23 protein-coding genes are annotated in these 22,423 nt (G+C 42.6%); 5 read left to right on the plus strand and 18 right to left on the minus strand.

The window, feature by feature from the left end; all coding sequences use genetic code 11:
- Positions 1–54: 54 nt before the first annotated feature.
- From tpiA to LX64_RS17135, 11 genes are all read right to left on the minus strand, one after another.
- Positions 55–813, minus strand: coding sequence for a triose-phosphate isomerase (gene tpiA, locus LX64_RS17085; protein WP_111598893.1), 759 nt, complete (start codon positions 811–813; stop codon positions 55–57).
- A 30-nt stretch (positions 814–843) separates the two neighbouring features.
- Positions 844–2,025, minus strand: coding sequence for a putative sugar nucleotidyl transferase (locus LX64_RS17090; RefSeq protein ID WP_111598894.1), 1,182 nt, complete (start codon positions 2,023–2,025; stop codon positions 844–846).
- Between the two features lie 69 nt (positions 2,026–2,094).
- Positions 2,095–2,346: a type B 50S ribosomal protein L31 gene (locus tag LX64_RS17095; RefSeq protein ID WP_111598895.1), complete on the minus strand. Its 252-nt coding sequence runs from the start codon at positions 2,344–2,346 to the stop codon at positions 2,095–2,097.
- Between the two features lie 143 nt (positions 2,347–2,489).
- Positions 2,490–2,981: a YajQ family cyclic di-GMP-binding protein gene (locus LX64_RS17100; protein ID WP_111598896.1), complete on the minus strand. Its 492-nt coding sequence runs from the start codon at positions 2,979–2,981 to the stop codon at positions 2,490–2,492.
- A gap of 105 nt (positions 2,982–3,086) precedes the next feature.
- On the minus strand, positions 3,087–3,818 hold the full coding sequence (locus tag LX64_RS17105; protein WP_148707359.1) for a GIN domain-containing protein: 732 nt from the start codon (positions 3,816–3,818) through the stop codon (positions 3,087–3,089).
- A 122-nt stretch (positions 3,819–3,940) separates the two neighbouring features.
- Positions 3,941–5,026, minus strand: coding sequence for a DUF4097 family beta strand repeat-containing protein (locus tag LX64_RS17110; RefSeq protein ID WP_111598898.1), 1,086 nt, complete (start codon positions 5,024–5,026; stop codon positions 3,941–3,943).
- A complete protein-coding gene (locus tag LX64_RS17115; protein WP_111598899.1) occupies positions 5,010–5,576 on the minus strand; it encodes a hypothetical protein in 567 nt (188 codons plus the stop codon). The genes LX64_RS17110 and LX64_RS17115 overlap by 17 nt, the downstream gene beginning before the upstream one ends.
- Positions 5,573–6,121 carry an RNA polymerase sigma factor gene (locus LX64_RS17120; protein WP_111598900.1) on the minus strand — a complete coding sequence of 183 codons (549 nt, stop codon included), beginning with the start codon at positions 6,119–6,121 and terminating at the stop codon, positions 5,573–5,575. The genes LX64_RS17115 and LX64_RS17120 overlap by 4 nt, the downstream gene beginning before the upstream one ends.
- 161 nt (positions 6,122–6,282) lie before the next feature.
- Positions 6,283–7,314 carry a DUF4421 domain-containing protein gene (locus tag LX64_RS17125; protein ID WP_111598901.1) on the minus strand — a complete coding sequence of 344 codons (1,032 nt, stop codon included), beginning with the start codon at positions 7,312–7,314 and terminating at the stop codon, positions 6,283–6,285.
- Positions 7,315–7,344: 30 nt separating this feature from the next.
- Positions 7,345–7,836: a metallophosphoesterase family protein gene (locus tag LX64_RS17130; protein ID WP_111598902.1), complete on the minus strand. Its 492-nt coding sequence runs from the start codon at positions 7,834–7,836 to the stop codon at positions 7,345–7,347.
- Between the two features lie 105 nt (positions 7,837–7,941).
- Positions 7,942–8,550 (minus strand): hypothetical protein, encoded by a 609-nt coding sequence (locus tag LX64_RS17135; protein ID WP_111598903.1) that lies wholly within the window; start codon positions 8,548–8,550, stop codon positions 7,942–7,944.
- Between the two features lie 290 nt (positions 8,551–8,840).
- On the opposite strand from LX64_RS17135, the gene LX64_RS17140 reads away from it, so the two are divergent.
- Complete coding sequence (locus tag LX64_RS17140) at positions 8,841–9,680, plus strand: CHAD domain-containing protein (RefSeq protein ID WP_111598904.1); 840 nt, start codon at positions 8,841–8,843, stop codon at positions 9,678–9,680.
- Here LX64_RS17140 and hutG read toward each other — a convergent pair.
- The 6 genes from hutG to LX64_RS17170 form a co-directional block, all read right to left on the minus strand.
- The gene (hutG, locus tag LX64_RS17145) at positions 9,663–10,664 is read right to left on the minus strand and encodes a formimidoylglutamase (RefSeq protein WP_111598905.1); all 1,002 of its coding nucleotides are present in this window, start codon (positions 10,662–10,664) and stop codon (positions 9,663–9,665) included. The two genes, LX64_RS17140 and hutG, sit on opposite strands and share 18 nt — an antisense overlap.
- Before the next feature lie 31 nt (positions 10,665–10,695).
- Positions 10,696–11,922 (minus strand): imidazolonepropionase, encoded by a 1,227-nt coding sequence (hutI, locus tag LX64_RS17150; RefSeq protein WP_111598906.1) that lies wholly within the window; start codon positions 11,920–11,922, stop codon positions 10,696–10,698.
- An 82-nt stretch (positions 11,923–12,004) separates the two neighbouring features.
- A complete protein-coding gene (gene hutU / locus LX64_RS17155; protein WP_111598907.1) occupies positions 12,005–13,675 on the minus strand; it encodes a urocanate hydratase in 1,671 nt (556 codons plus the stop codon).
- The gene (gene hutH / locus LX64_RS17160; RefSeq protein WP_111598908.1) at positions 13,653–15,221 is read right to left on the minus strand and encodes a histidine ammonia-lyase; all 1,569 of its coding nucleotides are present in this window, start codon (positions 15,219–15,221) and stop codon (positions 13,653–13,655) included. The genes hutU and hutH overlap by 23 nt, the downstream gene beginning before the upstream one ends.
- A 43-nt stretch (positions 15,222–15,264) precedes the next feature.
- Positions 15,265–15,759, minus strand: coding sequence for a MarR family winged helix-turn-helix transcriptional regulator (locus LX64_RS17165; protein ID WP_111598909.1), 495 nt, complete (start codon positions 15,757–15,759; stop codon positions 15,265–15,267).
- Positions 15,760–15,887: 128 nt separating this feature from the next.
- The gene (locus LX64_RS17170) at positions 15,888–16,286 is read right to left on the minus strand and encodes an SET domain-containing protein (protein ID WP_111598910.1); all 399 of its coding nucleotides are present in this window, start codon (positions 16,284–16,286) and stop codon (positions 15,888–15,890) included.
- A gap of 127 nt (positions 16,287–16,413) precedes the next feature.
- On the opposite strand from LX64_RS17170, the gene LX64_RS17175 reads away from it, so the two are divergent.
- The 3 genes from LX64_RS17175 (at position 16,414) to LX64_RS26070 (ending at position 19,237) form a co-directional block, all read left to right on the plus strand.
- Entirely contained in the window at positions 16,414–17,292 is an 879-nt protein-coding gene (locus tag LX64_RS17175) for a bestrophin family protein (RefSeq protein WP_111598911.1), read from the plus strand.
- A 126-nt stretch (positions 17,293–17,418) separates the two neighbouring features.
- The gene (gene mgtE, locus LX64_RS17180) at positions 17,419–18,795 is read left to right on the plus strand and encodes a magnesium transporter (protein ID WP_111598912.1); all 1,377 of its coding nucleotides are present in this window, start codon (positions 17,419–17,421) and stop codon (positions 18,793–18,795) included.
- A 298-nt stretch (positions 18,796–19,093) separates the two neighbouring features.
- Complete coding sequence (locus LX64_RS26070) at positions 19,094–19,237, plus strand: hypothetical protein (protein WP_158538659.1); 144 nt, start codon at positions 19,094–19,096, stop codon at positions 19,235–19,237.
- A 142-nt stretch (positions 19,238–19,379) separates the two neighbouring features.
- Here LX64_RS26070 and LX64_RS17185 read toward each other — a convergent pair whose 3' ends face one another.
- Positions 19,380–19,919, minus strand: a complete 540-nt coding sequence (locus LX64_RS17185; RefSeq protein ID WP_111598913.1) for a histidine phosphatase family protein — start codon at positions 19,917–19,919, stop codon at positions 19,380–19,382.
- Between the two features lie 123 nt (positions 19,920–20,042).
- Between LX64_RS17185 and LX64_RS17190 the strand changes: the two genes are divergently transcribed.
- Positions 20,043–22,415, plus strand: coding sequence for a S9 family peptidase (locus LX64_RS17190; RefSeq protein WP_111599100.1), 2,373 nt, complete (start codon positions 20,043–20,045; stop codon positions 22,413–22,415).
- The last annotated feature ends 8 nt before the right edge of the window (positions 22,416–22,423 follow it).

Genomic DNA, 22,423 nt, shown 5'->3' on the forward strand with positions numbered 1-22,423 from the left:
AAAAAAATTGCGCCCTTGAGCGCAATTTTCACTAACATATTGCCAGTTAAATACTTAGAAGCTTTTAACGATCGCTGTAAAATCGGCCGCCACCAAAGAAGCGCCACCGATCAATCCACCATCTACGTCTTCACATGCGAACAATTCTTGTGCATTGCTTGGCTTAGCAGAACCACCGTATAAAATGGTTAAATGCATAGCCACTTCCCTACCATACTTCGCAGCAATTTGGGAACGGATATACGCATGCATATCTTGTGCTTGTTGTGCAGATGCTGTTAAACCGGTACCAATAGCCCAAATTGGTTCGTATGCGATGACCACTTTAGAAAATTCTTCAGCCGGTAAATGATATAAACTTTCTTCCAATTGCTTAGCAACGTAATCGTTTTGTGTACCTGCTTCACGGATAGCCAAAGGCTCGCCACAACAGAAAATTGGCTTCATACCATTCGCTAATACTAAGTCAGTTTTCTTCGCCAATGTTGCATTGCTTTCAGCAAAGTATTCGCGGCGTTCGCTATGACCTAAAATCACGTAATCAACACCAATTGATTTCAACATTTCTGCCGATACTTCACCTGTGTATGCACCAGACTTTTCAGCAGCACAGTTCTGTGCAGCAATAAAAAATCCTTCAGTGTGTTGCGTAAGAGATTTTGCTTTTTGCAAATAAGGGAACGGTGGTGCAATTACCACGGCTTGATTGTCTTCCAATTTCAAACCTGCATTAACGATATCGTTAATCAATTGCTCGCCTTGTGCGAGTGTAAGGTTCATTTTCCAGTTACCTGCTACAATTTTCTTTCTCATTTTATTATGATACGTTTTTACTATTTACCGTTATACGTTACCACTATTTTGCGTCTCAAAAATATATCTTAGTATTTGCTTTTCTGAATCTTGCATAGTTTTCTTTTTAAATTCCATCCAAGATCCCGCATCGCGAAGCGCCTCTTCTAGCCTATAAAGCTCTGTAGTAGCCGATCCACCCCATGTGAACGAGCGCAGATATTTTCCGGGAAATCCTCCCCCAAATAAATTGCACGACACGCCCACAACTGTTCCCGTATTAAACATGGTATTAATACCGGCCCTTGAATAATCGCCCATTAACACCCCGCATTTTAATCCAGCATCCCAAGCCTCGCCTTTCGCCTCCATCCAAATCCGCACATTTTTACCATTATTTTTTAAGTTAGAGCAGTTGGTTCCAGCCCCAAGATTACACCATTCACCTATCACAGCATCCCCAATATAGCCATCATGAGCTTTGTTAGCATAATCAAAGAAAATCGCATTCTTGATTTCTCCTCCTATTATAGTTGCTTTTCCCAAGGAAACCGCACCATAAATTTTCGTACCCATCTTCATTACAGCACTTTCTTTCATGCCCAAACCACCCCTTATTAAGCAGCCTTCCATCACCAGCGCGTTTTTCCCGATATAAATCGGCCCGTTGGTGGCATTTAGTACACTACAAGTAACACTTGCTCCTTCCTCAATAAATATTTGTGAAGGATTCACCACCTGGTTAGAAGGATCGACGGTTGCAGATGTTCTACCGGCTGTTAACAAGGCAAAATCTTCGCGGATAGCCCAGTCATTTAGATGAATAAAATCCCAAGGATGATCTATTCTATAAATTTCGCCGGCAAAATCGAGCCGATCTGCCGCCGCAACTGCCCCGAAGAAGTCTTCGCCTGTTACAGATTTTACAACCAGGCTCTTATTCTTATATAATTCCTGCCCGGGTTGTAGGTTCTGAATAGCAGCTACAAGCTCTTTCGTAGGCATTACATGCCCATTAATCAGCACGTTTAGACCTTCCTTATTAGAATGTAGGGGGTATTTTTCTTGGAGATAAGCTGCAGTGAAGTGAGATACAGGGGTTTGCAACCAGTGTTCCCATTTTTCTTGAATGGTTAATATCCCAATACTGCAAGCTGCCACGGGTCTTGTATGCGTAAAAGGTAGCAACAAATCGCGGCCGGGTGTATCAAAGAGGATGTAATTTGGTTTCATGGTTGCTAAAAATAAAAAATCCCGCCGATTAACCGGCGGGACTTTATAAAAAATATTTCTCCAAAAGCATTATGCTTTCTTAGCGTAACGTTTGTTGAATTTGTCGATACGACCTGCAGTATCAACCAATACATTTTTACCAGTGTAGAACGGATGTGATGTATTAGAGATCTCCAATTTGATCAATGGGTACTCATTACCGTCTTCCCAAGTAGCAGTTTCTTTAGAAGGAGCGGTAGAACGGCTTAAAAAGCTAACACCGTTTGACATATCTTTGAAGATCACGAATCTATAACTTTCCGGATGAATTCCCTGTTTCATATCAATAAATTGTAAATACAGAGCGCAAAGGTAAAGGATATTTTCAAAAGATCAAACATTTGGAAGCAGGATTTTTAAGAAAAATCCCAAGTTCGCTTTAAAGCCTTATCCAGTATACCTTTCACTCAATTGGTGAAATAATACTAATTTTTCATATTTACGTATTGCAACGGAATTCCCAAGTTTGCCTCGCGGCACTTAGCAATCACTGCTTGCAAATCGTCGATTTTTTTTGCTGTTACGCGTACAATATCGTCCATAATAGCCGCTTGTACCTTGATGCCCGAATCTTTGATCAATTTCACCAATTTCTTCGCATCCTCTTGTTTAATACCGTTGCGGATAGGAATGGTCTGTTTCACCACTTTACCGCTTTGAAACGGCTCCTTACTGGTGTCATAAATGCTAGCATCCAAGCCCTGGCGCATGCTTCTACTAATCAAAACATCCATTACTTGACCTAATTTCATCTCGCTATCCACCTCCAAATTCAACACAAAATCTTTCTTATTCAAATCCAATTCAACATGTGAATCCTTGAAATCGAACCTGTTAGTGATTTCCTTCTTCACTGTGTTAATCGCATTATCGAGCGTCTGTAAATCCACTTTGCTAACAATATCAAAGGACGGCATACTTATTATTTTAAAATTCCAAGAACTCTCGCCGAAGCGATAATTTGTGCAAATATAAAGAGAAAATAGGCTGTGTAAAAAGTGGAATTTTAATTTCAGCCACCATTATTCATATTTTCTTCTCAAACGACCATTCCCACCCGGTTTTTCTTTTACACTCGAAATCCCTGCATATTCCAACGAAGCTTGCTCAAATACCCCAACCGTCAATTTCTCTATAGCATGTACAATCACTTTCGCCTTGCCCTTTACCTCTACTTCCACGTCGTGCACATGCAACGCCTCGGCATCCAGCTTGCTTTTATCGGCGGCTTGGTAATTGGCGAAAGTACTGGTCCCCATCAACTGTAACTCGCTATTACCCGATAAAACTGCGTGTAGTGTATTGGTTATTACTTCCAACTCGGCTTTACTATCTCCTGAAAGGTCGATTTGTAGGTCATTACTATTAATTACGGTGTTCCCACTTAGAATAACTTGTCCCGAACATTGCACTTGGTGAAATTGTTGGGCGGATATGTAAATCTTAATGCCCATTTTCTTCGATGGCTTTAGGACCAAGCCGTCTTTATTATGAATTTGCAGCTTCGTTCCAACCACTTTCGTTTCGATAAAAGGCAGCAAATTACTGTCAGTTTCGACCTGGATTTCGTTGGTTTGCGTGTTTTGAAGGTAAATCCTGAATTCCCCGTCGATTTGTAGTTGGTTAATTTCGGGAAGCTTTTGAAGGGTGCGCTTTATTTGTCCGTCTCCTTTAATAGGTTCTTGTACATTGCGGAAAGAAATGCACGCGCATACGCATGCCAAAGCGACTAGTCGTTGCCAGCTTGTTTTCATGGTCAGTATATAGTTTTGGTTAAATGTTTCTCTCTCAATAATCAAAAAAAGCAGGCATCAAAGTATGCTTGTAAACGAATTCGTGCACACCTCTCCGCCTGCTCATGCAATACAAGACTGCATCAATCTACGTTACTGATTTTAACGTCAGTATAAGCTCCATTAATTTGGATCGTAGGTAAACCATTGTCGTTCTGCTGCGTAGCTCCTTTATAACGCATGCTACCGTGTTTCTTTTCGCTTACCACGTTATGCATTTGGAAACCGTCCACTTTCACGTCGCCATAGGTTAAAGCTGCATTCACTGCAAAGTTTACCCTCGAAGGAATGTTTAATTTAACATCCGTATAATTTGCGTCAACCCTAAATGATTTAAAGGCAGTACTTACTCTTTTCACGATAATATCAGCATAGTTCGTTGCAAAAATGCCCGTTTCTCCTAGTTCATCAAGTTTGACGTTTATATAGTTTGAATTTGCTTTCACGTAGGTTACTTTACCTACAAAATAATCATCGTAGTTCGATTTCATGGTAATTGAATTCACCCTATCGATGCGGTATTTACAGCTATTAGAAGCTACCGTTAAGTTGCCAACAGTTCCAATCGTAAGGGTTGAATAATTACTTTCTACCACTACCTCATCAGCCTTGTCGATCTTTCCTTTATCGCAATAATTCATGCGAAGGGTGAGTTTCTCTTTTGCACTTCCAATATTGTAATAGCCGTAGTTAAGGTTAATAACTGTGCGGTTGGCCAATTCTTCGGCTAACACGTCGCCGAAGTTATTAGCGATTTCCAAGGTACCAATTGAACGCGGGATATACACATCGTAATCGATCGTTACTTGGTCGCGGGTATTTCTTGACCCAAAATTGCGTAGCCATTTCTTTGCATTATTGGCATTATAATCCGTTTGAACGCGCACAGAGGAAGGACTCATAATGTCTTTAATTTGTACGGCGTTCGCTATGTCGGAAGCTTCTTTATCTGAGTTACCGAAGCCGGTGATGGTAACTGTTGTTTTGAACTCGTTTTTATCCCAGTATACGATGTTCACCTTTCCGAATTTGTTGATCACGGCGATGTTCGCACCTTGGCTGAGAGCAGTTTCCTTTACCACGGTGCGTTTTATCGCCACGGCGCCTTTCTTGGCGTAAGTGAATAGCGGAAGGAGAAGTAAAAATATTAGCTTATAATGTTTTAACATATGGTTCTTGCTTTTCTAGTGAATCAAATCGTTCCTGCTCTTCTAGTATCCGGTCGAGCAACTCTAGTTTAAGTTGATAATACCGGATGAGGGCGGCGCGGATTCTTTCGTTGCCTGGGTTATTGGCCAGTTCCTTCTCTAACAGTTTATAGGTATCGTTCTTTAATTCTAGTTCTCGTCGTGCTGTGCTATCGAGCCCGATTTTATCGGCTGGGATAGCTTTGATTTGCTGTAGTTTGTCTTCAATTTGTGATGTATAATAGTTTTGTGCTTCTTGTAATTCCGGGATCAAGGCTACGGCGTTGATCGATTCTTCTTTTTTCGTTTTATGTTGAAAAAAGAAGGTAAGGAGCACACCATTGAGCACGAGTAATACCACCACGGCCACTTTAAGCCAATGCTTGGTGAACATTTTCACCACGTTGGTTGTCGGCTGTTGCGGGATTTCTTTTTCCAAAGCTGCCCACAAGCCCGGTGGTGGACCGTCGTCTTCAAATGCGGCCCTGTTCTGCCGGATAAATGATTCCAAGCGATCGTCCTGCTGCATCATAACACTACTTGTTTATCTTTTATAATTTGACGTACCTTTTCTTTTGCCCGCATAAATTGGGTTTTGGCGGTCGACTCGCTTATTCCCAGCATCGTAGCAATTTCACGGTGCGAATATTCTTCGAATAAATAGAGGTTGAGTACGGTTCTGTAACCTTCGGGAAGTTCGCTAATGGCAGATTTAACATTGGCTACGGTTAAGGCGTGCTGTGTTTCATCTATTTGTTGCTCTTCTTCCACTTCTACCCTTTCCACATCTTCGAAATACATTTTCTTTTTGCGCAAATGATTCAAACAATGATTAACCACGATTCGTTTCACCCAAGCCGATAATGTTTGTTCTTCTTTCAGCTGCGCAATATTTTTAAATACCTGCGTAAAAGCTTCTTGCAATACATCTTCAGCATCCGCTGCGTGGTTGCACATTCTCAGGCAGATATTGTACATCGCTTTCGCATAAGCATTGTATAGCTCTTGGAAAGCACGTACATCGCCTTTACGGCAACGCACCACGAGGTTCGTCGTATCTTGGTTTGATTGATGCAATGTATTGGTTGAATTCGTTTAAATTAAGAAAGACAGCAACCTTGTTCATTAGTTGCACGGCTTACAGCAAAAAAATACATTTTTCTTTCATCTTTCTTTAAAGAATAACATAAATGACTGTAAAACAGTCATTTGTGTTTATAAAAAAATAGGATGATTTTTTAGAAAAGCGGCTTTTTTAACCCAAACCGGCGGGCAATACTCACCCGGAAGTTACCTGTTCCAAAGGTTTGGTAAGTACGTTGTATTGGCGTTTCACTACGGGTTTTCATGTCAACATAATGTACACCTGCGAAAAACTTGCTCGAATTATACCCTGCGGAAAAGCGAACAGTTGTATTCAATTGCCACCCCATTTCCGTGGTATGGGTTCCTCCTGGAAAATATAAGCGCGTAGAGTTCATGCCTACGGCTCCGCTTAAAGATGCGGTAATAAAGAAATGAGAATCAAATACAAGTGTATAGGCATAGCCACCATTAACGGCTAGGCTAAATACTTTGGTTTTATCGTAATGAATGCCATCATAGAAGTTTTCGTTCTGCATGTTCCTTGGTATCAAGGAGGAGTCGCCCCGTACCATAAAGGCGAAGACTTCGCCCCCGAGCATAAAAGAACCGGCACTTTTCTTCTGGTATTCGTTTTGAAGGTAGGCAGCGCGGTAAGAGAATCTTTTATTATTGAAGATATATTGGGCACTAGCGCCAATATCCAAGTTGTAAATATCTGGACGTTTAGGAAAGCCATCGGCCGGCATGTAATTAGAAATGGTGCCTTTGGGGTTGGCGAGATAGTAACCTTTGTAATATTGGCCGTAGAAGTCGATCACCATTTTGCGCAAATACAGGTGTGATTGTAGATCCAAGTACTTCGTTTTCCCATAACGATCGTCATCGTCGTTTATGAAGGGTAGATTGAAACCGATATTGATCCCGATAAATTTGTAATTGAAGCCTACACCCACGTTCATGTTGCTATTGGGTTTGTACAATAGTTCCGACTTCTCCCCGTGATCAACAATATCGAAATAGGTATATTTCCGCGAGCCGTACAAGCGCACCGTTAGGTCTTCCGTATGGTCTTCCACGTAATTGGAGTCCATCGGTGAATTGAACCAATTTGTTTTTCTATCTGTTTGCGCTTGGCAATTGAATACTAGCAACAATAACAGTGCAACAATGAAGCATCCCCGCATGTGTGTTCTGAATAAAATCGATAATCTTAATTATTTCGGTAATTCAATGACTTCCAATGCCTGGATGCGACCTTCGGATAATTCGAATCGCAGCAGGGTTTTCACTTTATGCCAGCCTTGGGTGCCACAAGCTCCGGGATTCATATGTAACAGGCTTAGCGCCGGATCGTTCATCACTTTTAAAATATGTGAGTGCCCACAGATGAATAATTTCGGTGGGTTCGACTTGATCTGCTGTTTTATATGAGGAGCGTATTTCCCAGGATAGCCCCCAATGTGGGTAATCCAAACATCCACACCTTCCAATGTAAAGCGTTGATCTTCGGGGTATAACGCTCTTAACTCCGGTCCATCAATATTCCCCGTTACCATCCGCAAAGGTTTCATTTTTTCCAGTGCTTCCGCAACAGCTACGGTACCAATATCGCCGGCATGCCAGATTTCGTCTACGTTTGCAAAGTATTTCTCTACTAACGGATGCAAATATCCATGCGTATCCGACATTAACCCGATTTTCTTCATATACCTGCAAATTGTGGAAACTTTGGAAGTTTATCAATTTTAACCAAAAAAAATGCCATCTCTACGGTTAGAGACGGCATTTACCATATTCTAATAGGATTCTTATTACTTCACTTTCTTAGTCAACCATTGGCCAACAGCCTTCCCTGCATCGGCATAACACTCCGATAAACGAGCACCGGTGTCGTAATCGTCGCCACCCCATGTTCTACCCAAAGCATCTTCCATGTCAATCTCAACTAAAACTTTGCTTTTATCGGCTGTTTCTACGATTTTGATTTTACCGTTAATGCGTGCATTCTTACGGGTAACATATACGTTAAAGCCTGGTTCCATGAAGGTTGTTTCCAAAATCATGGTGTATTTAGCCTTCGGGTTATCAGCCGATACTTTTACATCATCCCAATACTTTGCTAATAAATCTTCAAATTTGCGGGGAAAACGGGTTTGCTTGTCTTCTTCCCAAGCTCTTACCCAACGGTCGCCACGACCATCATCTTTTTTGTTGTATTCTGCTTTCTTTTTGTCGAGGTATTCACTTTCATGTTTGAATTTGCCAACCGGGGGATCATTGTAAACTAGTTCCACATTCACATCTTTAACATCTTTCAAAGCAGAGAATTCACCGGAAGTAAGTGACAATTTTTGTGCAGAGACGTGGGCTGTTGTGAACAGCATAGCGGATGTAGCCAGCGCTACGAATAAGGACTTCATGTGTTTATGTGTTTGGTTTTAAACGCGGTTTATGCATGCAGTGTACGGTTGCATGGAGAGCTATATCACGGGGCCTAGCATTAGGTTTAAATAGTTTTTCTATCGAATCCTTGTACGATCTTTTCGAGGAACAAATGTATGTTTTTAATGGAATTTCCAACTACGTATTTACCATGATAAATTGCCTTTAAAAAGGGATTGATTTACAACCCTATTTCTATTTCGTTGTTAGGATGACATGAATTTACATTGCTGTTAATCAGCGTATATTTAAGTTACGAATCCTTTTTATGCACTTAGTCACAGATATTATACATCCTTTCACCCGTCATCAATATAAAAAAATCCGGCGCTCCAGTTCATTATTACACTTAGCCATTACAATGAACGAGCTTCACCGTGGAAGAATAGCCATTAAACAATGGAAAGCCGGCGTTGCACTTTTATCGATTGCTGGGCGGCATACGCCGGTGGGAAAGAAAACGAAATGGAACGTGAAGCAATGGCAAGCAGCCACAGGTAATAGCCGAGATCATCGTTTGTATTTGGACTTATTAGACGTATACGAAACCAAAGCCCGCGTACAGCTTCCTTCTATACGCACTTCCCTAGAAAGCATTATAGAACAAGCCGACCAAGTGGTGCAAGCATTACCGGTATTACCCAACGCACACCTTAAAAGGAAAATATTACTACAAGGGAAACACCATTGGCGCCGACTTAAAATCTATTTCAAACAACATAGTTGCGCGATTAGCGACCGTATTTTACAAGATCATCAACAGTTGCGAACGAGTGCTGCTTGGCATAACATACGTAAGGATTTAAAACGCATGTATTTCCAACTAAAGCTTGTCAAGAAAAGCGTGAAGGATAAAGATGGGAATGTTGCAAAATGGTTAGCTTATACACAGCATATTGCTTCGCAGATTGGGGATTGGCACGACAAGCAGAATTTCATAATGTTTTTACAGCAACGCATGAAAAAGTTGGAAAGCACAAATGGCGGGATAGCCATAAAAATCAAGAAAATACTCGTACAAATACGTGCCGATAATCGCCTGCTAATGGCGACTATCAAGCACGATGTAGTGAATTTATTGCCATTGCCTTTAGAACTGCATACCTAGATGAGCGCTTACTACTTCAAACATAAGAGAAGCTCCAAGCTTCGCCGTTCTGTTATCGATATCTAAACTAGGATTCAACTCAGCAATATCAATCGACATTACTTTCCCACTTCTCAACAAGTATCGGAAACATTCTAAGAAATTTTCGCCGGGTGTAATACCATTATAAGCCGTGGCACTTACGCCAGGAGCAAAAGCAGCAGAAAACACATCGAGATCTACGGTAATATACAACCCATCGGTATTGTTAATGAATGCTTTGATTGTTTGTAATAAAGCGTCCATTTTTGCATGATTAAAGTAATCGGCCGGTAGATATTCTCCCCCATGTTCTTTCACCGTTTCAAACAACAAACCAGTATTACTATTCGGCTGTATACCCAGTGCTAAAAAGCGCAATTGTTCTGCCCGTGCTTTCGCATCCATGGCTAATTGGTAAAAACCCGTTCCGCTAGAAGGCCCAGCAGGTCCAGGTTTACGAATATCAAAATGAGCATCAAAATTAATAATCCCTAATTGGCGCTCACTTGCTTTTAATATGTTATAGCAAGCACATGCATGACCATATGTAATTTCATGTCCCCCGCCTAATAAAAGCGGCATGTATCCATGTAATAACAAGTTTTCTACGGTTGCACGTAAAGCATCTTGTGAAGCTTCTAAATTCCCATCATCACACACTATATCACCTACATCTACCAACAAGTTTTTGCGAAAATGTACAGGAAAATTAGCACATGCTTTACGTAATGCACCTGGCCCGGCTACAGCACCGATACGACCAAGGTTTCTACGTACACCTTCATCGCAAGCAAAGCCCAGTAAGGCAATACCACGGCGACCATTATGTAGCTTAGGTAGCTCATTCTTGCTTAGGTCAATACATTGCATAGCTTGGTGCCAGCGTTGTGTATTCTCCTCTTCGCCGTCGATTCGGCCTTGCCAAACATTTTCCTTGGTTGGATAATAATATTTTGAGTTCATATGTTGGTCGGTACTGACCGCATTTTGGGTGTTAAAATATTGGGTGCCCGTGCTTCCAAACTTGCACAGGTTTCAATTTGCCTTGGTAATATAAGATATCGCGGTAATCGGAACAAGGGTAAGCTTGTAAATCGGCATCCATACCGGTAGCAATGGTACCTACATTTTGTAGCGACAAAGCTTTGGCAGCCCTTACTGTAACACCGGCAAAGACTTCGGCTGCTGATAATTTTTGCGCAGCACTCATTACAGCAGCTTGTAGCAATAAATCGCCCATAGGAGCAGAACCTGGATTCCAATCACTCGCAATCGCTACGCAAGCACCGCCATCCAATAATTGCCTAGCTGGAGCATATTGCATCCCCAATCCCAATGAAGCACCTGGTAATACAACCGCTACGGTATTCGATTCCGCTAATAAAGCTACTTCAGCATCGGTACTAGCTTCGAGGTGGTCGGCAGATACAGCATTTACAGCCACGGCTACTTGAGAGCCACCCGTTGTAAATTGGTCGGCATGTACCGTAATTTCAAACCCTTTAGCTGCAGCGGCTGCTAGGAAGGTTTGTGCTACTTGGGTATTGAAAGCGGTTTCTTCGATGAAGATATCTACGCGGTTGGTTAAATTTTCGGCTTGCAAAGTGGGTAATAATTCATCGAGTACCCATTGCAAATACGCTTCTTCTGTGCCTTCATAATCTTTAGGTTTCATGTGGGCAGCTAAGCAGGTTGATATGATGGTAGCTTCTGTTCGCATCGATGCTTCGTTGATAGCGCGTAGCATTTTCAATTCATTTTCACCATCTAAACCATAACCACTCTTTACTTCAATAGTAGTAACGCCTTCGTGTAAATGACGGTTGGCGCGGGCCACTGTATTATTTATCAATACTTCTTCGGAAGCTTGGCGTGTTTTGGTCACAGAATCCCAAATACCGCCGCCTGCACGGGCAATCTCTAAATAAGATTTACCGGCAATACGCATAGCATAATCGCGGCTGCGGTTGCCATCGAAGCAAATATGTGTATGACAATCTATAAAACCGGGTACCAGCACGGCGGGATAATCGATATGCTGCATATTCGCCTGGGGGTATTCTTCTTGCAATGCATGAAACGAACCTACTGCCACTACGTGCCTTCCATCTACAATTACACCACCTTCTTCAATGATCTTTAGTTGTTCATCCTTTAACGCTCCTTTCAACGGCAAACCTGTTAAAGGAAGTATTTGTTTAAACGGGCCGATTAATTGCATAAGATTCGTTTTAAAAAAAAGATGGAAGGGAGATAGTGTATATCGCTATGCACTACTCCCTTCCCAGTTTTGATAGTAATTATTAGAAATTTAGATTGAAGTCGCTTTGATATTGTTGCGCTGTTTCGTAACCGGCATCAGCATGACGGAAAATACCCAATGCAGGATCATTGTGCAATACCCTTCTTAAACACTCAGCTGCACGGTCGGTACCATCGGCTAACACTACCATACCGGCGTGTTGCGAATAGCCCATACCAACGCCACCACCGTGGTGGAAAGATACCCATGTAGCACCACCAGCGGTGTTGCTCATTAAGTTAAGCAGTGTCCAGTCAGATACCGCGTCGGAACCATCTTTCATAGATTCAGTTTCGCGGTTTGGAGAAGCTACGGAACCACAGTCTAAGTGATCGCGACCAATTACAATAGGTGCTTTTACTTTGCCTGTTCTTACTAATTCGTTGAAGATTAAACCGGCCTTTTCACGGTCGCCCATACCTAACCAGCAAATACGTGCCGGTAAACCTTGGAAGGCTACGCGTTCTTGGGCTTTCGTTAACCAGTTATGTAAAGGTTTATTATCGGGGAATGCTTCCATTAAAGCACGGTCGGTTGTGTATATATCTTCTGGATCGCCAGATAATGCTACCCAACGGAACGGTCCTTTACCTTCGCAGAATAATGGGCGGATATAAGCCGGTGTAAAACCAGGGAAATTAAATGCATTCGGTTCACCGCCTTCTTTTGCGAATTCGCGGATGTTGTTACCGTAATCGAATGTTACTGCACCACGTTTTTGTAATTCAAGCATTAAGCTTACATGGCGTGCCATGCTTTTTAATGATAATGCTTTGTATTGTGCAGGATCACTAACGCGTAATGCAGCAGCTTCTTCCAACGATAAACCATTCGGTACATAACCATTGATAGGATCGTGTGCAGACGTTTGATCGGTTAAGATATCTGGGGTAATACCATCGCGGATTAGTTTTTCCAACATATCGCCAGCATCACTTACTAAACCAACAGATAAAGCTTCGCCTTTGGCTTGTGCTTCTTTTACCCATTGGATCGCTTCTTCATAAGAGTGAGTCATGCGATCGATGTACTTAGAATCGATGCGTTTTTGGATACGGCTTGCATCTACATCGGCACCTAAGAAAGTAGCACCGGCCATAGCAGCAGCTAAAGGTTGTGCACCACCCATACCACCAATACCGGCAGTTACGAGTAATTTACCTGTTAAGTCGCCATTGAAATGTTGGCGACCACATTCTACAAACGTTTCGTAAGTACCTTGTAGAATTCCTTGTGTACCAATGTAAATCCAGCTACCGGCCGTCATTTGACCGTACATCATAAGGCCTTTTGCGCGGAGTTCGTTGAAGTGTTCCCATGTAGCCCATTTAGGTACGAGGTTACTATTGGCAATAAGTACGCGTGGCGCTTGCGGGTGCGTACGAACCACCCCTACAGGCTTGCCTGATTGTACAAGTAGCGAATGATTTTCATCGAGCGTTAATAACGTTTCGATGATTTTTTGTAAAGCTTCGCGGTTGCGGGCAGCTTGACCGATACCACCGTAAACAACGAGGTCGTCGGGATTTTCGGCTACTTGTGCATCGAGGTTATTGAGCAACATGCGCAAAGGCGCTTCTGTTTGCCAAGATTGTGCGTTTAATTCTGCACCTCTTGGCGCTGTATAATGCGGGTGTGCCGCGTATTTATTAAGAAAGTTTGAACTGTTCATCGAAAATTCCATTTAAGTTAACACCAAAAGAAGCAGCAGCTTCATTACCAACACGTACGAAAGATTGATCGGCAATGATCGCGTGCAACGCTTCGATATCGTAAGCGAAAATGCGGTCTTTATCAGCGAAAGCCACTTTTTCACGTGTATAATTATGTAAGGCTTCCAGCACCGGCGTTGTTTTCAACGGGCGACGGAAATCTACCGCTTGTGCAGCGTATAGTAATTCAATGGCAAGAATGTATTCCAAATTGCCAATTACCTGGTTCAATTTTCTACCACTAATCGAGCCCATCGATACGTGATCTTCTTGGCCCAGTGAAGTAGGAACAGAATCGGCGCTCGCAGGGAAACACAAGGTTTTATTCTCTGTTACCAAAGCGGCCGTTGTGTATTGTGGAATCATGAAACCAGAATTCAAGCCGGCATCATCCATCAATAACTTCGGTAAGCCGAAGCGACCTTCAATCATCATATAAGAACGACGATCGGAGATGTTACCCAACTCTGCCGCGGCAATTGTTGCATAATCTAAAGGAATGGCCATAGGTTGACCGTGGAAGTTACCGCCGCTGATAGTATCTTCTGCTGAGAAGATAATCGGGTTATCCGTTACCGCGTTCAACTCTATAGTGGTAAGTTCATTCAAATGCGCCCAAGCAGTGCGGGAAGCACCATGTACTTGTGGCATACAACGTAATGAATATGGATCTTGTACACGACCACAATCTACATGCGAATACATGATTTGTGAATCTTGCAGCAACGCATTCAAACGGTGTGCTACTAAACGGTTACCCGGGAAAGGACGAATTGCGTGTAAACGCGGATCGAATGGCTTGTTAGTACCCATTAAACCTTCTAAGGAAAGCGCGCCAATGTAATCGGCTGCTTCTAAAGCATTGTGTAAACGTTCAACACCTTTCACAGCAAATGCAAGAATGAATTGCGTACCGTTAATGAGTGCTAAACCTTCTTTAGGACCGAGCGCAATTGGCGCTAAACCTTCGGCTTGTAAAGCTTTTGCTGCGGGTACTTTTTCACCTTTATAGTAAACAAAACCCAATCCAATTAAAGGCAAAAACAAATGCGATAAAGGCGCTAAATCACCGGAAGCACCTACGGAACCTTTCTCAGGCACAAGTGGTGTAACGTTATGATCGATATGCCAGATAATGCGTTCTAATGTTTTCGGGTTAATCCCTGAATAACCTTGTGCAAGCGCTTGCACTTTCGTAATCAACATCAAGCGCGCTACATCTTCCGGGATGGGATTGCCCACGCCAACGCTATGACTTTGTAAGATGTTGTATTGTAACTTCTGCGTGTCTTCTTCCGAAATACTGGTATCGCATAGTGGTCCGAAGCCCGTGTTAATGCCGTATACGGTAGTATGATTTTTTACAATGGCTTGCACATGCGCGTAGCTCGCTGCCACACGGGCATGCGCATCCGCCACTAACTCGCCTTTCACCTCGCCGTTTGCAATCGCGATAGCTTTTGCAACCGTTAGGTGATCGATGCCGTATTTAAAAATCTTGTTCATTATGGTTGTTTTGAGATGTATATAGAAGATTGTTTTGGTGTTACTATTTACGAGTATGCATGGCAGTGAGTATACGTTCAGAAAGAGAAGTTTTTTCTACTGCCTGTTCAATCTCAGCCACAGCTTGCAGTACCAGCTTACTGTGTGCCCCTTCATCGCTTAAATTTTCCATCGCTTGGGCAATAGCATCCCAAATTGGCTGTACTGTAGCTAACATTTCTGTTCCTTTCTTAGTAAGTACAACCAATTGCCGGCGGCCATCATCTTTACACTTGCTTGTTTTCACCAAGCCCTTGCTTTTTAGATTGGTAACCAACTGGCTAACGGCCGAGTGCGACACTTCAAGTTGCGTGGCCATGTCCATTAATGTAGGTGGTTCGGGGTGATTTGCTACGAGGTAGAAGACCGGGAACCAACTGGCATCAAACGCAATACCCTGCTGTTCATATACCTTGTTCACCTCTGCCAAAAAATACTCGCTCAGGCGTCGTAAACGCGTGCCGAACACTAGGTAACCGAGAGTAGGATAAAAGCTCATGTTCAAAATTATATAAGTACTTATATATTTTACAATATTAGGGATTTTTCCGGAATAACAAGGGCACATAAAAAAAGCAAGCAGCCGGTACCGGCTGCTTGCTTTTAACTATTTTATAAGGGGGGAGATTATTTCTCCTCGCGCTTTTTCACATCAAACCAAACGGGCGAAGTATCGGTTACATCGCCATTATAGTTGATACACAACTCTTCCCCTTTCTTAATTTCTTTGCGGGTGATGATGCTCATCGTTTCCTGGTCGAAATCCATTTCGTATTCGCAATTTGGATCATAATCGTGGTTATAGATCGAACAGAATCCTAAGGCTATGCACGAACGTGTTTCGCGGGCACCCCAAAGAAAGATGTAGTTGTGCAACTTGGTAGTGTCTACCGTTTGGGTATCGTCGTACGACAATACCAATACCGGCGACGTTTCAATCCGAGTGCCTGCGGGGATGCGTTCACGGGTGAATACACCTCTACCTTTGCCTTTTGTTTTGGCAATATACAAATATGGCTTTATCATAAATGATCCTTAAAAGAGCCGTAAAATAACACTAAAGCAACCAGTTATCAAAAATTTGATACAACAATGTTGTATTTGCGCGTGATAATTTTTCTATTAACGATTATTTTTGCGCAAAACTAAATGCATGGTCAATTATAACCCGAAAGATTGGTTTACGTTCATTTTTAGAGTACATAAGGCCGACACGGTACAAAAACTGTGGCGCTTAATGGTTTGCCTCGCGGTGTACGCAGCCGTGGTGGCTTATTTCGAATTGGAATATTGGAAGCTCTCCGGCACGAAGAACGGGCTGAGTAATATTTCCATGATGCATGGCCTTTTGGGTTTTGTGATTTCCTTGCTTTTGGTATTCAGAACCAACACGGCCTACGACCGCTGGTGGGAAGGCCGCAAGTTATGGGGCAGCTTGGTAAACGATAGCCGTAATTTAGCGCTGAAGATACAAGCCATTCTACCACCTGGGGTAGCCATCCGTGACTATTTCCGTATTATGATCCCCAATTATGCCTATGCCTTAAAGAACCACCTCCGCAACAATCAATCGATAGAAGAACTTCAACATACCCACAACTTCGACCCCGCTACCCTTAAAATAGACCAGCACATCCCTAATCAAATCGCCGGCCATATGCTCCAAGAAGTACAAGCCTTGTACCGCCAAGGGTTAATTTCGGGCGATCAGCTGATTACGATTAACCAGGAACTGAGTACGTTTACAAATGTTTGTGGTGCGTGTGAAAGAATTCGTAATACCCCTATCCCATTCTCGTACAGCGCGTTCATTAAGAAATTTATCTTCTTCTACGTAATGACTTTACCATTTGGGTACGTTTTTAGTGTAGGATACTTTATTATACCCATGTCGGTATTTATATTTTACGTGTTAGCTAGCTTGGAATTGATTGCTGAAGAGATTGAAGACCCATTCGGTAAAGACGCCAATGACTTACCGCTAGATACGATGAGTGCCAACATCCGGAAGCATGTAGCCGAAATTTTATAACGATTTAAACTATGAAGCCTTCAAACATGTTACAATAATTTATCACGCGAATTGCGTTTAGCCTAGTACACGTAAAGTGCACGCTTATTGGATTTGTTCTTATTTTCGCCTCACAGGAGCTGGTTTATGGAAAATGAAGTTTTATTAGAAAAGTACCAGGAATTATCGCACCAACAGGATCATAAGGAGCTACGTGCATACCTGGATGACCAGTTGATTACCGATATTGTTGAGCTCATTAGCGATGAGCCTGAAGAGGGTGCAAATATTATCAATTTATTGACAATCAGCCGCGCAGCCGCGGCCTTCAGAATATTAGAGTTCCCTGAACAGGAGGAAATCATTAAAGAATTACCCGCTACCAAGATTGCGGAATTACTGAATGAATTGCCCCCGGATGACCGTACCTCCTTCCTTGGAGAATTACCCAGCACGGCCGTAAAGGAACTCATCAAACTCCTCGACCCGGAAGAACGTCGTATTACCCTATCGCTTCTCGGTTACCCGGAAACAAGCGTAGGTCGTATTATGACGCCGGATTATTTAGCCGTTAAACAGAAATGGACGGTAAGGCGCGTACTCGACCATATTCGTCAGAACGGTAAAGACTCAGAAACGATTGATGTTATTTACGTGATCGACGATAAGGGGATTTTATTGGATGACTTCAGAATCCGTGAGTTCTTACTCGTAGATCCTGAAACGGAAGTTAGTACATTAATGGACGACCGTTTTGTTTCGTTGAATGCCAATGAAGACCAAGAGGAAGCCATCCAAATATTCCGGATGGAGAACCGTGTAGCCTTGCCTGTTGTAGATGACTCCGGCGTTATGCTGGGCATTGTGACGATTGATGATATGTTATGGATTGCGAATGAAGAGCACACGGAAGATATCCAAAAGATTGGTGGTACCGAGGCATTGGATGAGCCCTACTTAGACATTTCGCTCCTAAAACTATTAAAGAAACGTGTTGGCTGGCTGGTGATCTTGTTCTTTGGTGAAATGCTTACTGCCACTGCCATGGGTTTCTTTGAAGGCGAGTTAGAAAGAGCCGTTGTATTGGCACTTTTCATCCCCTTAATTATATCCAGTGGTGGTAATAGTGGTTCCCAAGCATCTACCCTTATTATTCAAGCCATGGCCTTGGGTGAGATCAAGTTAAGTGATTGGTGGCGAGTAATGCGCCGGGAATTGGCGAGTGGTTTCTTATTGGGTACAGTATTGGGGATTATAGGCTTCATTAGGATTATCATATGGAGTATGATTTTCCATTCATATGGCCCACATTACATTCTAATTGGCACAACAGTAGGTGTAACTTTATTAGGTGTGGTGATGTGGGGAACGATTACGGGCTCCATGTTACCCATCATCTTAAAACGTGCCGGCGCCGATCCTGCAACCTCCTCCGCTCCTTTTGTGGCAACCTTAGTAGATGTAACCGGTTTGATCATTTATTTCTCGGTAGCGTACAGCTTGCTGAACGGCATTTTACTATAACATATTCATATACAACTAATTGATGCGCCTCCACCTAGGTCGAGGCGCTTTTTTATTTGTTCAAACTATTGATTTATAAACAGATAGATTGTTGGAGGATAGGGTGGAGATAGGCTTGGGATAGGGTAAGGATAGGCTTGAGATAGGCTTGAGATAGGGTAAGGATAGGCAAATAATAGGGTCTGATAGGGTAACGTTAGGTAAAACGTAAGGTGAACATCGATAGAACACCGATGTAAATACGATGTAGTAACGCATTAATTAGCTTAGAAACACGATGTAATTACACGGTGGTTACATGGAATTTACTTGGAAACTACATGGAAACTACATGGAAAGTACATGGAGCTTACTTGCTCGTTATTTAGAAGTCAGCTTAGACGACAAAGTAAGTATTATGAAGAAGAATTGGGTATGCAGGAAAAGATTAGTAATGATATAATACTCCAGCTAGCAATATAAGAATCAATTACTTATTCAAGCAGTGGCCAGCTTGATGATAAAAACTGGCTACTGCTTTATATATCGTGTAACATATTGAATACTCGGTATTTATCTTATGTGCGAATACCTCTTACTTAGGGTTAGAAGCGTTTACGCTTCACCGTGGCATCTGCTTTATATTGTTTATCAACGATAAATAGGTTGCCATAGTCGTTATCCGGGATGGAGTCCATACCGGGTTTTCCTTTGAAGTTTTTAATGATAGGAATAATGGTATTGCTATGAGCGACGATGAGGATTTTCTTCCCCCAATCTTCGTGTTTCGACAGTTTATACAATAAATCCTCCCCCGTGGTATCGGCATTGTAAATAACGGTATCCAAACCCGCTTGTATTCTCAATGAATCGGCTGTTTCAATACTGCGCAAGAAGGGTGTGCAATAAATCTTCACAATACCGCTATCCTTTACCAAGCGGTACAACTCCCCTGCCCTTGCACGACCAGCTTCTGTAAGTACAGTATCGTAACCGGGAAACTTCTCGGCATGTCGCACAATGAAGAACCTTCCCGTTAAAAACGTACTATCCTCAGCAACTGGGATCTGCGGCCGCTCCTTCGGTTGTTCTTGGCAAGCCAATAGGCTTATTAGGCAACCGACCATCAATAAGACGTATTTCATGGATGCTAAGTTATTATATTGCAAAACAAATTATACTTTTTTTATCTATTGGGTTACAACCAAACATTTTATCAACTACCGGTGAAGGCCAACTACACCGAGCTTTTACACAACATTTTTGCTATGAAATTTTCGAAAATTCTACTAACCCTAACCGCGCTCTGGCCAGCTAGTGCTGCCTTTGCCCAGTTAGCTCCTTTGTCTGTAGAGAAAATTATGCGCGACCAAAAATGGGTCGGCACATCGCCCGACGAAGTATTTTGGAGTTTAGACAGTAAGACCTTGTATTTCAATTGGAATCCTACCAAGCAATTATCCGACTCCATGTACTTCGTTTCCCTTGGCCAACTTACTCCCCGCAAAACCCAGGCCGCAGATCGTGCAGGGATTTACGTGAACAACAACGTTAACTATAACAACAATAAATCGGCTTATACTTTTGTTGAAAAGGGCGATATCTTCTTTCTGGATGTAAAAACCGGCAAAAAGAAACGTGTTACTCAAACACAAGCTTATGAAAATAGTCCGCAATTTGGCTTCAACGAACAAAAAATAGTATACCGTAGTGGCTCGGATTTCTTTGCATGGGACATTATTTCCGGCGAAACTATCCAGCTGACGAACTTCTCTGAAGAAAGTAAACCACAAGGCGGCGGTGCTGCCCCTGTTACGGCACAAGAAAAATGGTTGAAGAACCAACAACAACAGTTATTCGAGGTACTGCGCGCAGAAAAAGAGAAGAAAGATGCGGCAACAGCATATAACAACAGCCTACCGAAAGAGAAAGGTTTACGTACTCTATACTTAGAAGGAAAGCAATTATCCCGTGCGGGTATTAGTCCTGATGGTCGATTCATTACCTACACTTTAGTTAAAAATCCTAAGCCGGCCGGTACCATTGTTCCAGCATTTGTAACGGAAACAGGCTATACAACCGACATCCGTGCCGGTGCGAAAGTGGGCAACCCCCAAGCAACTTACGAAACTTATATATTCGATCGTGTAGCCGATACGGTGATCAGCATTCAAACGAATCAAATCCCCGGTATTAGTGATTTGCCCGATTATGTGAAGGATTATCCAGAAGATTCTACAAAGCCCAAACCCCGTGCAGTGGTTATTAACGGGCCTATTTATTCTACTAATGGTACCCATGCCATCGTGGATATCCGTTCACAGGATAATAAAGATCGTTGGATAATGTTGTTGCAATTAGCTACTGGCAAATTGGAATTATTGAACCGCCAACGTGATGAAGCATGGATTGCCGGGCCTGGTATTGGCTGGCGCTTTGGCGGCGGTGCTATTGGCTGGATAGATGATCATACTTGCTGGTACCAATCGGAGCAATCGGGGTATTCGCATTTGTACACGTACAATGTAGCGAACCGTAGTGAAACTGCTTTAACAAGTGGTAAATACGAAGTACAAACAGCGCAATTATCGAACGATAAAAAATCATTCTATATCACTACCAACGAAGTGCACCCGGGCGAAAAACAATTCTACCGTTTGAACATTGCTACCAAGCAAGCTACCCGTATTACTACGATGGAGGGTGCTAACGAGGTTACACTTTCGCCGGATGAAAAATGGATTGCTTTCCGTTATTCATATAGTACGAAGCCTTGGGAATTGTATTTGCAAGAAAACAAACCAGGTGCAAAAGCTACGCAAATCACGCACCTTGCACAATCTGAAGAGTTTAAGTCGTACAAATGGTATGATCCGAAAGTCATCACTTTCCAAGCGAAAGATGGTCAAACTGTTTATGCCCGCTTATATACACCTGGAGCCGGTAAGAAAAACGGCGCAGCCGTGATCTTCGTACATGGTGCCGGGTATTTACAAAATGCACACAAATGGTGGAGTTCTTACCAGCGTGAATATATGTTCCACAACCTGCTTGTAGAACGTGGTTTTACGGTAATGGACGTAGATTATAGAGGTAGCGCTGGTTACGGTAGGGATGTTAGAACAGGTATTTACCGCTTCATGGGTGGTAAAGATTTAGATGATCATGTAGATGCGGCCGATTACTTGATTGCCCAACAAGGCATCAATAAAGATAAAATAGGCATGTACGGTGGTAGCTATGGTGGATTCATGACCTTAATGGCTATGTTTACCAAGCCGGGCAAATTTGCTGCCGGGGCGGCCTTACGTTCTGTAACGGATTGGGCACATTACAACCATGGTTACACGTCAAACATCCTCAACGAACCTTATACCGATAGTATTGCGTTTTACCGCTCCTCGCCTATCAACTTTGCGAGTGGCCTACAAGGTACATTACTCATGTGCCACGGTATGGTGGATACGAACGTACATTTCCAAGATATCGTGCGTTTATCGCAACGCTTGATAGAATTAGGGAAAGATAACTGGGAACTGGCTGTTTACCCTGTAGAAGACCATGGGTTTACCACACCAAGCGGCTGGACAGATGAGTATAAGCGTATTCTCAAATTGTTTGAAACAACATTATTGAAATAGCTGCCAAG

This window comes from Chitinophaga skermanii, from assembly GCF_003259335.1.
Classification (GTDB): Bacteria; Bacteroidota; Bacteroidia; order Chitinophagales; family Chitinophagaceae; genus Chitinophaga; species Chitinophaga skermanii.

What these genes read in the sequence shown, in the direction of transcription:
- tpiA (WP_111598893.1), bottom strand. Translation starts at nt 813, where the DNA reads ATGAGAAAGAAAATTGTAGCAGGTAACTGGAAAATGAACCTTACACTC.
- LX64_RS17090 (WP_111598894.1), bottom strand. Translation starts at nt 2,025, where the DNA reads ATGAAACCAAATTACATCCTCTTTGATACACCCGGCCGCGATTTGTTG.
- LX64_RS17095 (WP_111598895.1), bottom strand. Translation starts at nt 2,346, where the DNA reads ATGAAACAGGGAATTCATCCGGAAAGTTATAGATTCGTGATCTTCAAA.
- LX64_RS17100 (WP_111598896.1), bottom strand. Translation starts at nt 2,981, where the DNA reads ATGCCGTCCTTTGATATTGTTAGCAAAGTGGATTTACAGACGCTCGAT.
- LX64_RS17105 (WP_148707359.1), bottom strand. Translation starts at nt 3,818, where the DNA reads ATGAAAACAAGCTGGCAACGACTAGTCGCTTTGGCATGCGTATGCGCG.
- LX64_RS17110 (WP_111598898.1), bottom strand. Translation starts at nt 5,026, where the DNA reads ATGTTAAAACATTATAAGCTAATATTTTTACTTCTCCTTCCGCTATTC.
- LX64_RS17115 (WP_111598899.1), bottom strand. Translation starts at nt 5,576, where the DNA reads ATGATGCAGCAGGACGATCGCTTGGAATCATTTATCCGGCAGAACAGG.
- LX64_RS17125 (WP_111598901.1), bottom strand. Translation starts at nt 7,314, where the DNA reads ATGCGGGGATGCTTCATTGTTGCACTGTTATTGTTGCTAGTATTCAAT.
- LX64_RS17130 (WP_111598902.1), bottom strand. Translation starts at nt 7,836, where the DNA reads ATGAAGAAAATCGGGTTAATGTCGGATACGCATGGATATTTGCATCCG.
- LX64_RS17135 (WP_111598903.1), bottom strand. Translation starts at nt 8,550, where the DNA reads ATGAAGTCCTTATTCGTAGCGCTGGCTACATCCGCTATGCTGTTCACA.
- LX64_RS17140 (WP_111598904.1), top strand. Translation starts at nt 8,841, where the DNA reads ATGCACTTAGTCACAGATATTATACATCCTTTCACCCGTCATCAATAT.
- hutG (WP_111598905.1), bottom strand. Translation starts at nt 10,664, where the DNA reads ATGAACTCAAAATATTATTATCCAACCAAGGAAAATGTTTGGCAAGGC.
- hutI (WP_111598906.1), bottom strand. Translation starts at nt 11,922, where the DNA reads ATGCAATTAATCGGCCCGTTTAAACAAATACTTCCTTTAACAGGTTTG.
- hutU (WP_111598907.1), bottom strand. Translation starts at nt 13,675, where the DNA reads ATGAACAGTTCAAACTTTCTTAATAAATACGCGGCACACCCGCATTAT.
- hutH (WP_111598908.1), bottom strand. Translation starts at nt 15,221, where the DNA reads ATGAACAAGATTTTTAAATACGGCATCGATCACCTAACGGTTGCAAAA.
- LX64_RS17165 (WP_111598909.1), bottom strand. Translation starts at nt 15,759, where the DNA reads ATGAGCTTTTATCCTACTCTCGGTTACCTAGTGTTCGGCACGCGTTTA.
- LX64_RS17170 (WP_111598910.1), bottom strand. Translation starts at nt 16,286, where the DNA reads ATGATAAAGCCATATTTGTATATTGCCAAAACAAAAGGCAAAGGTAGA.
- LX64_RS17175 (WP_111598911.1), top strand. Translation starts at nt 16,414, where the DNA reads ATGGTCAATTATAACCCGAAAGATTGGTTTACGTTCATTTTTAGAGTA.
- mgtE (WP_111598912.1), top strand. Translation starts at nt 17,419, where the DNA reads ATGGAAAATGAAGTTTTATTAGAAAAGTACCAGGAATTATCGCACCAA.
- LX64_RS26070 (WP_158538659.1), top strand. Translation starts at nt 19,094, where the DNA reads ATGGAATTTACTTGGAAACTACATGGAAACTACATGGAAAGTACATGG.
- LX64_RS17185 (WP_111598913.1), bottom strand. Translation starts at nt 19,919, where the DNA reads ATGAAATACGTCTTATTGATGGTCGGTTGCCTAATAAGCCTATTGGCT.
- LX64_RS17190 (WP_111599100.1), top strand. Translation starts at nt 20,043, where the DNA reads ATGAAATTTTCGAAAATTCTACTAACCCTAACCGCGCTCTGGCCAGCT.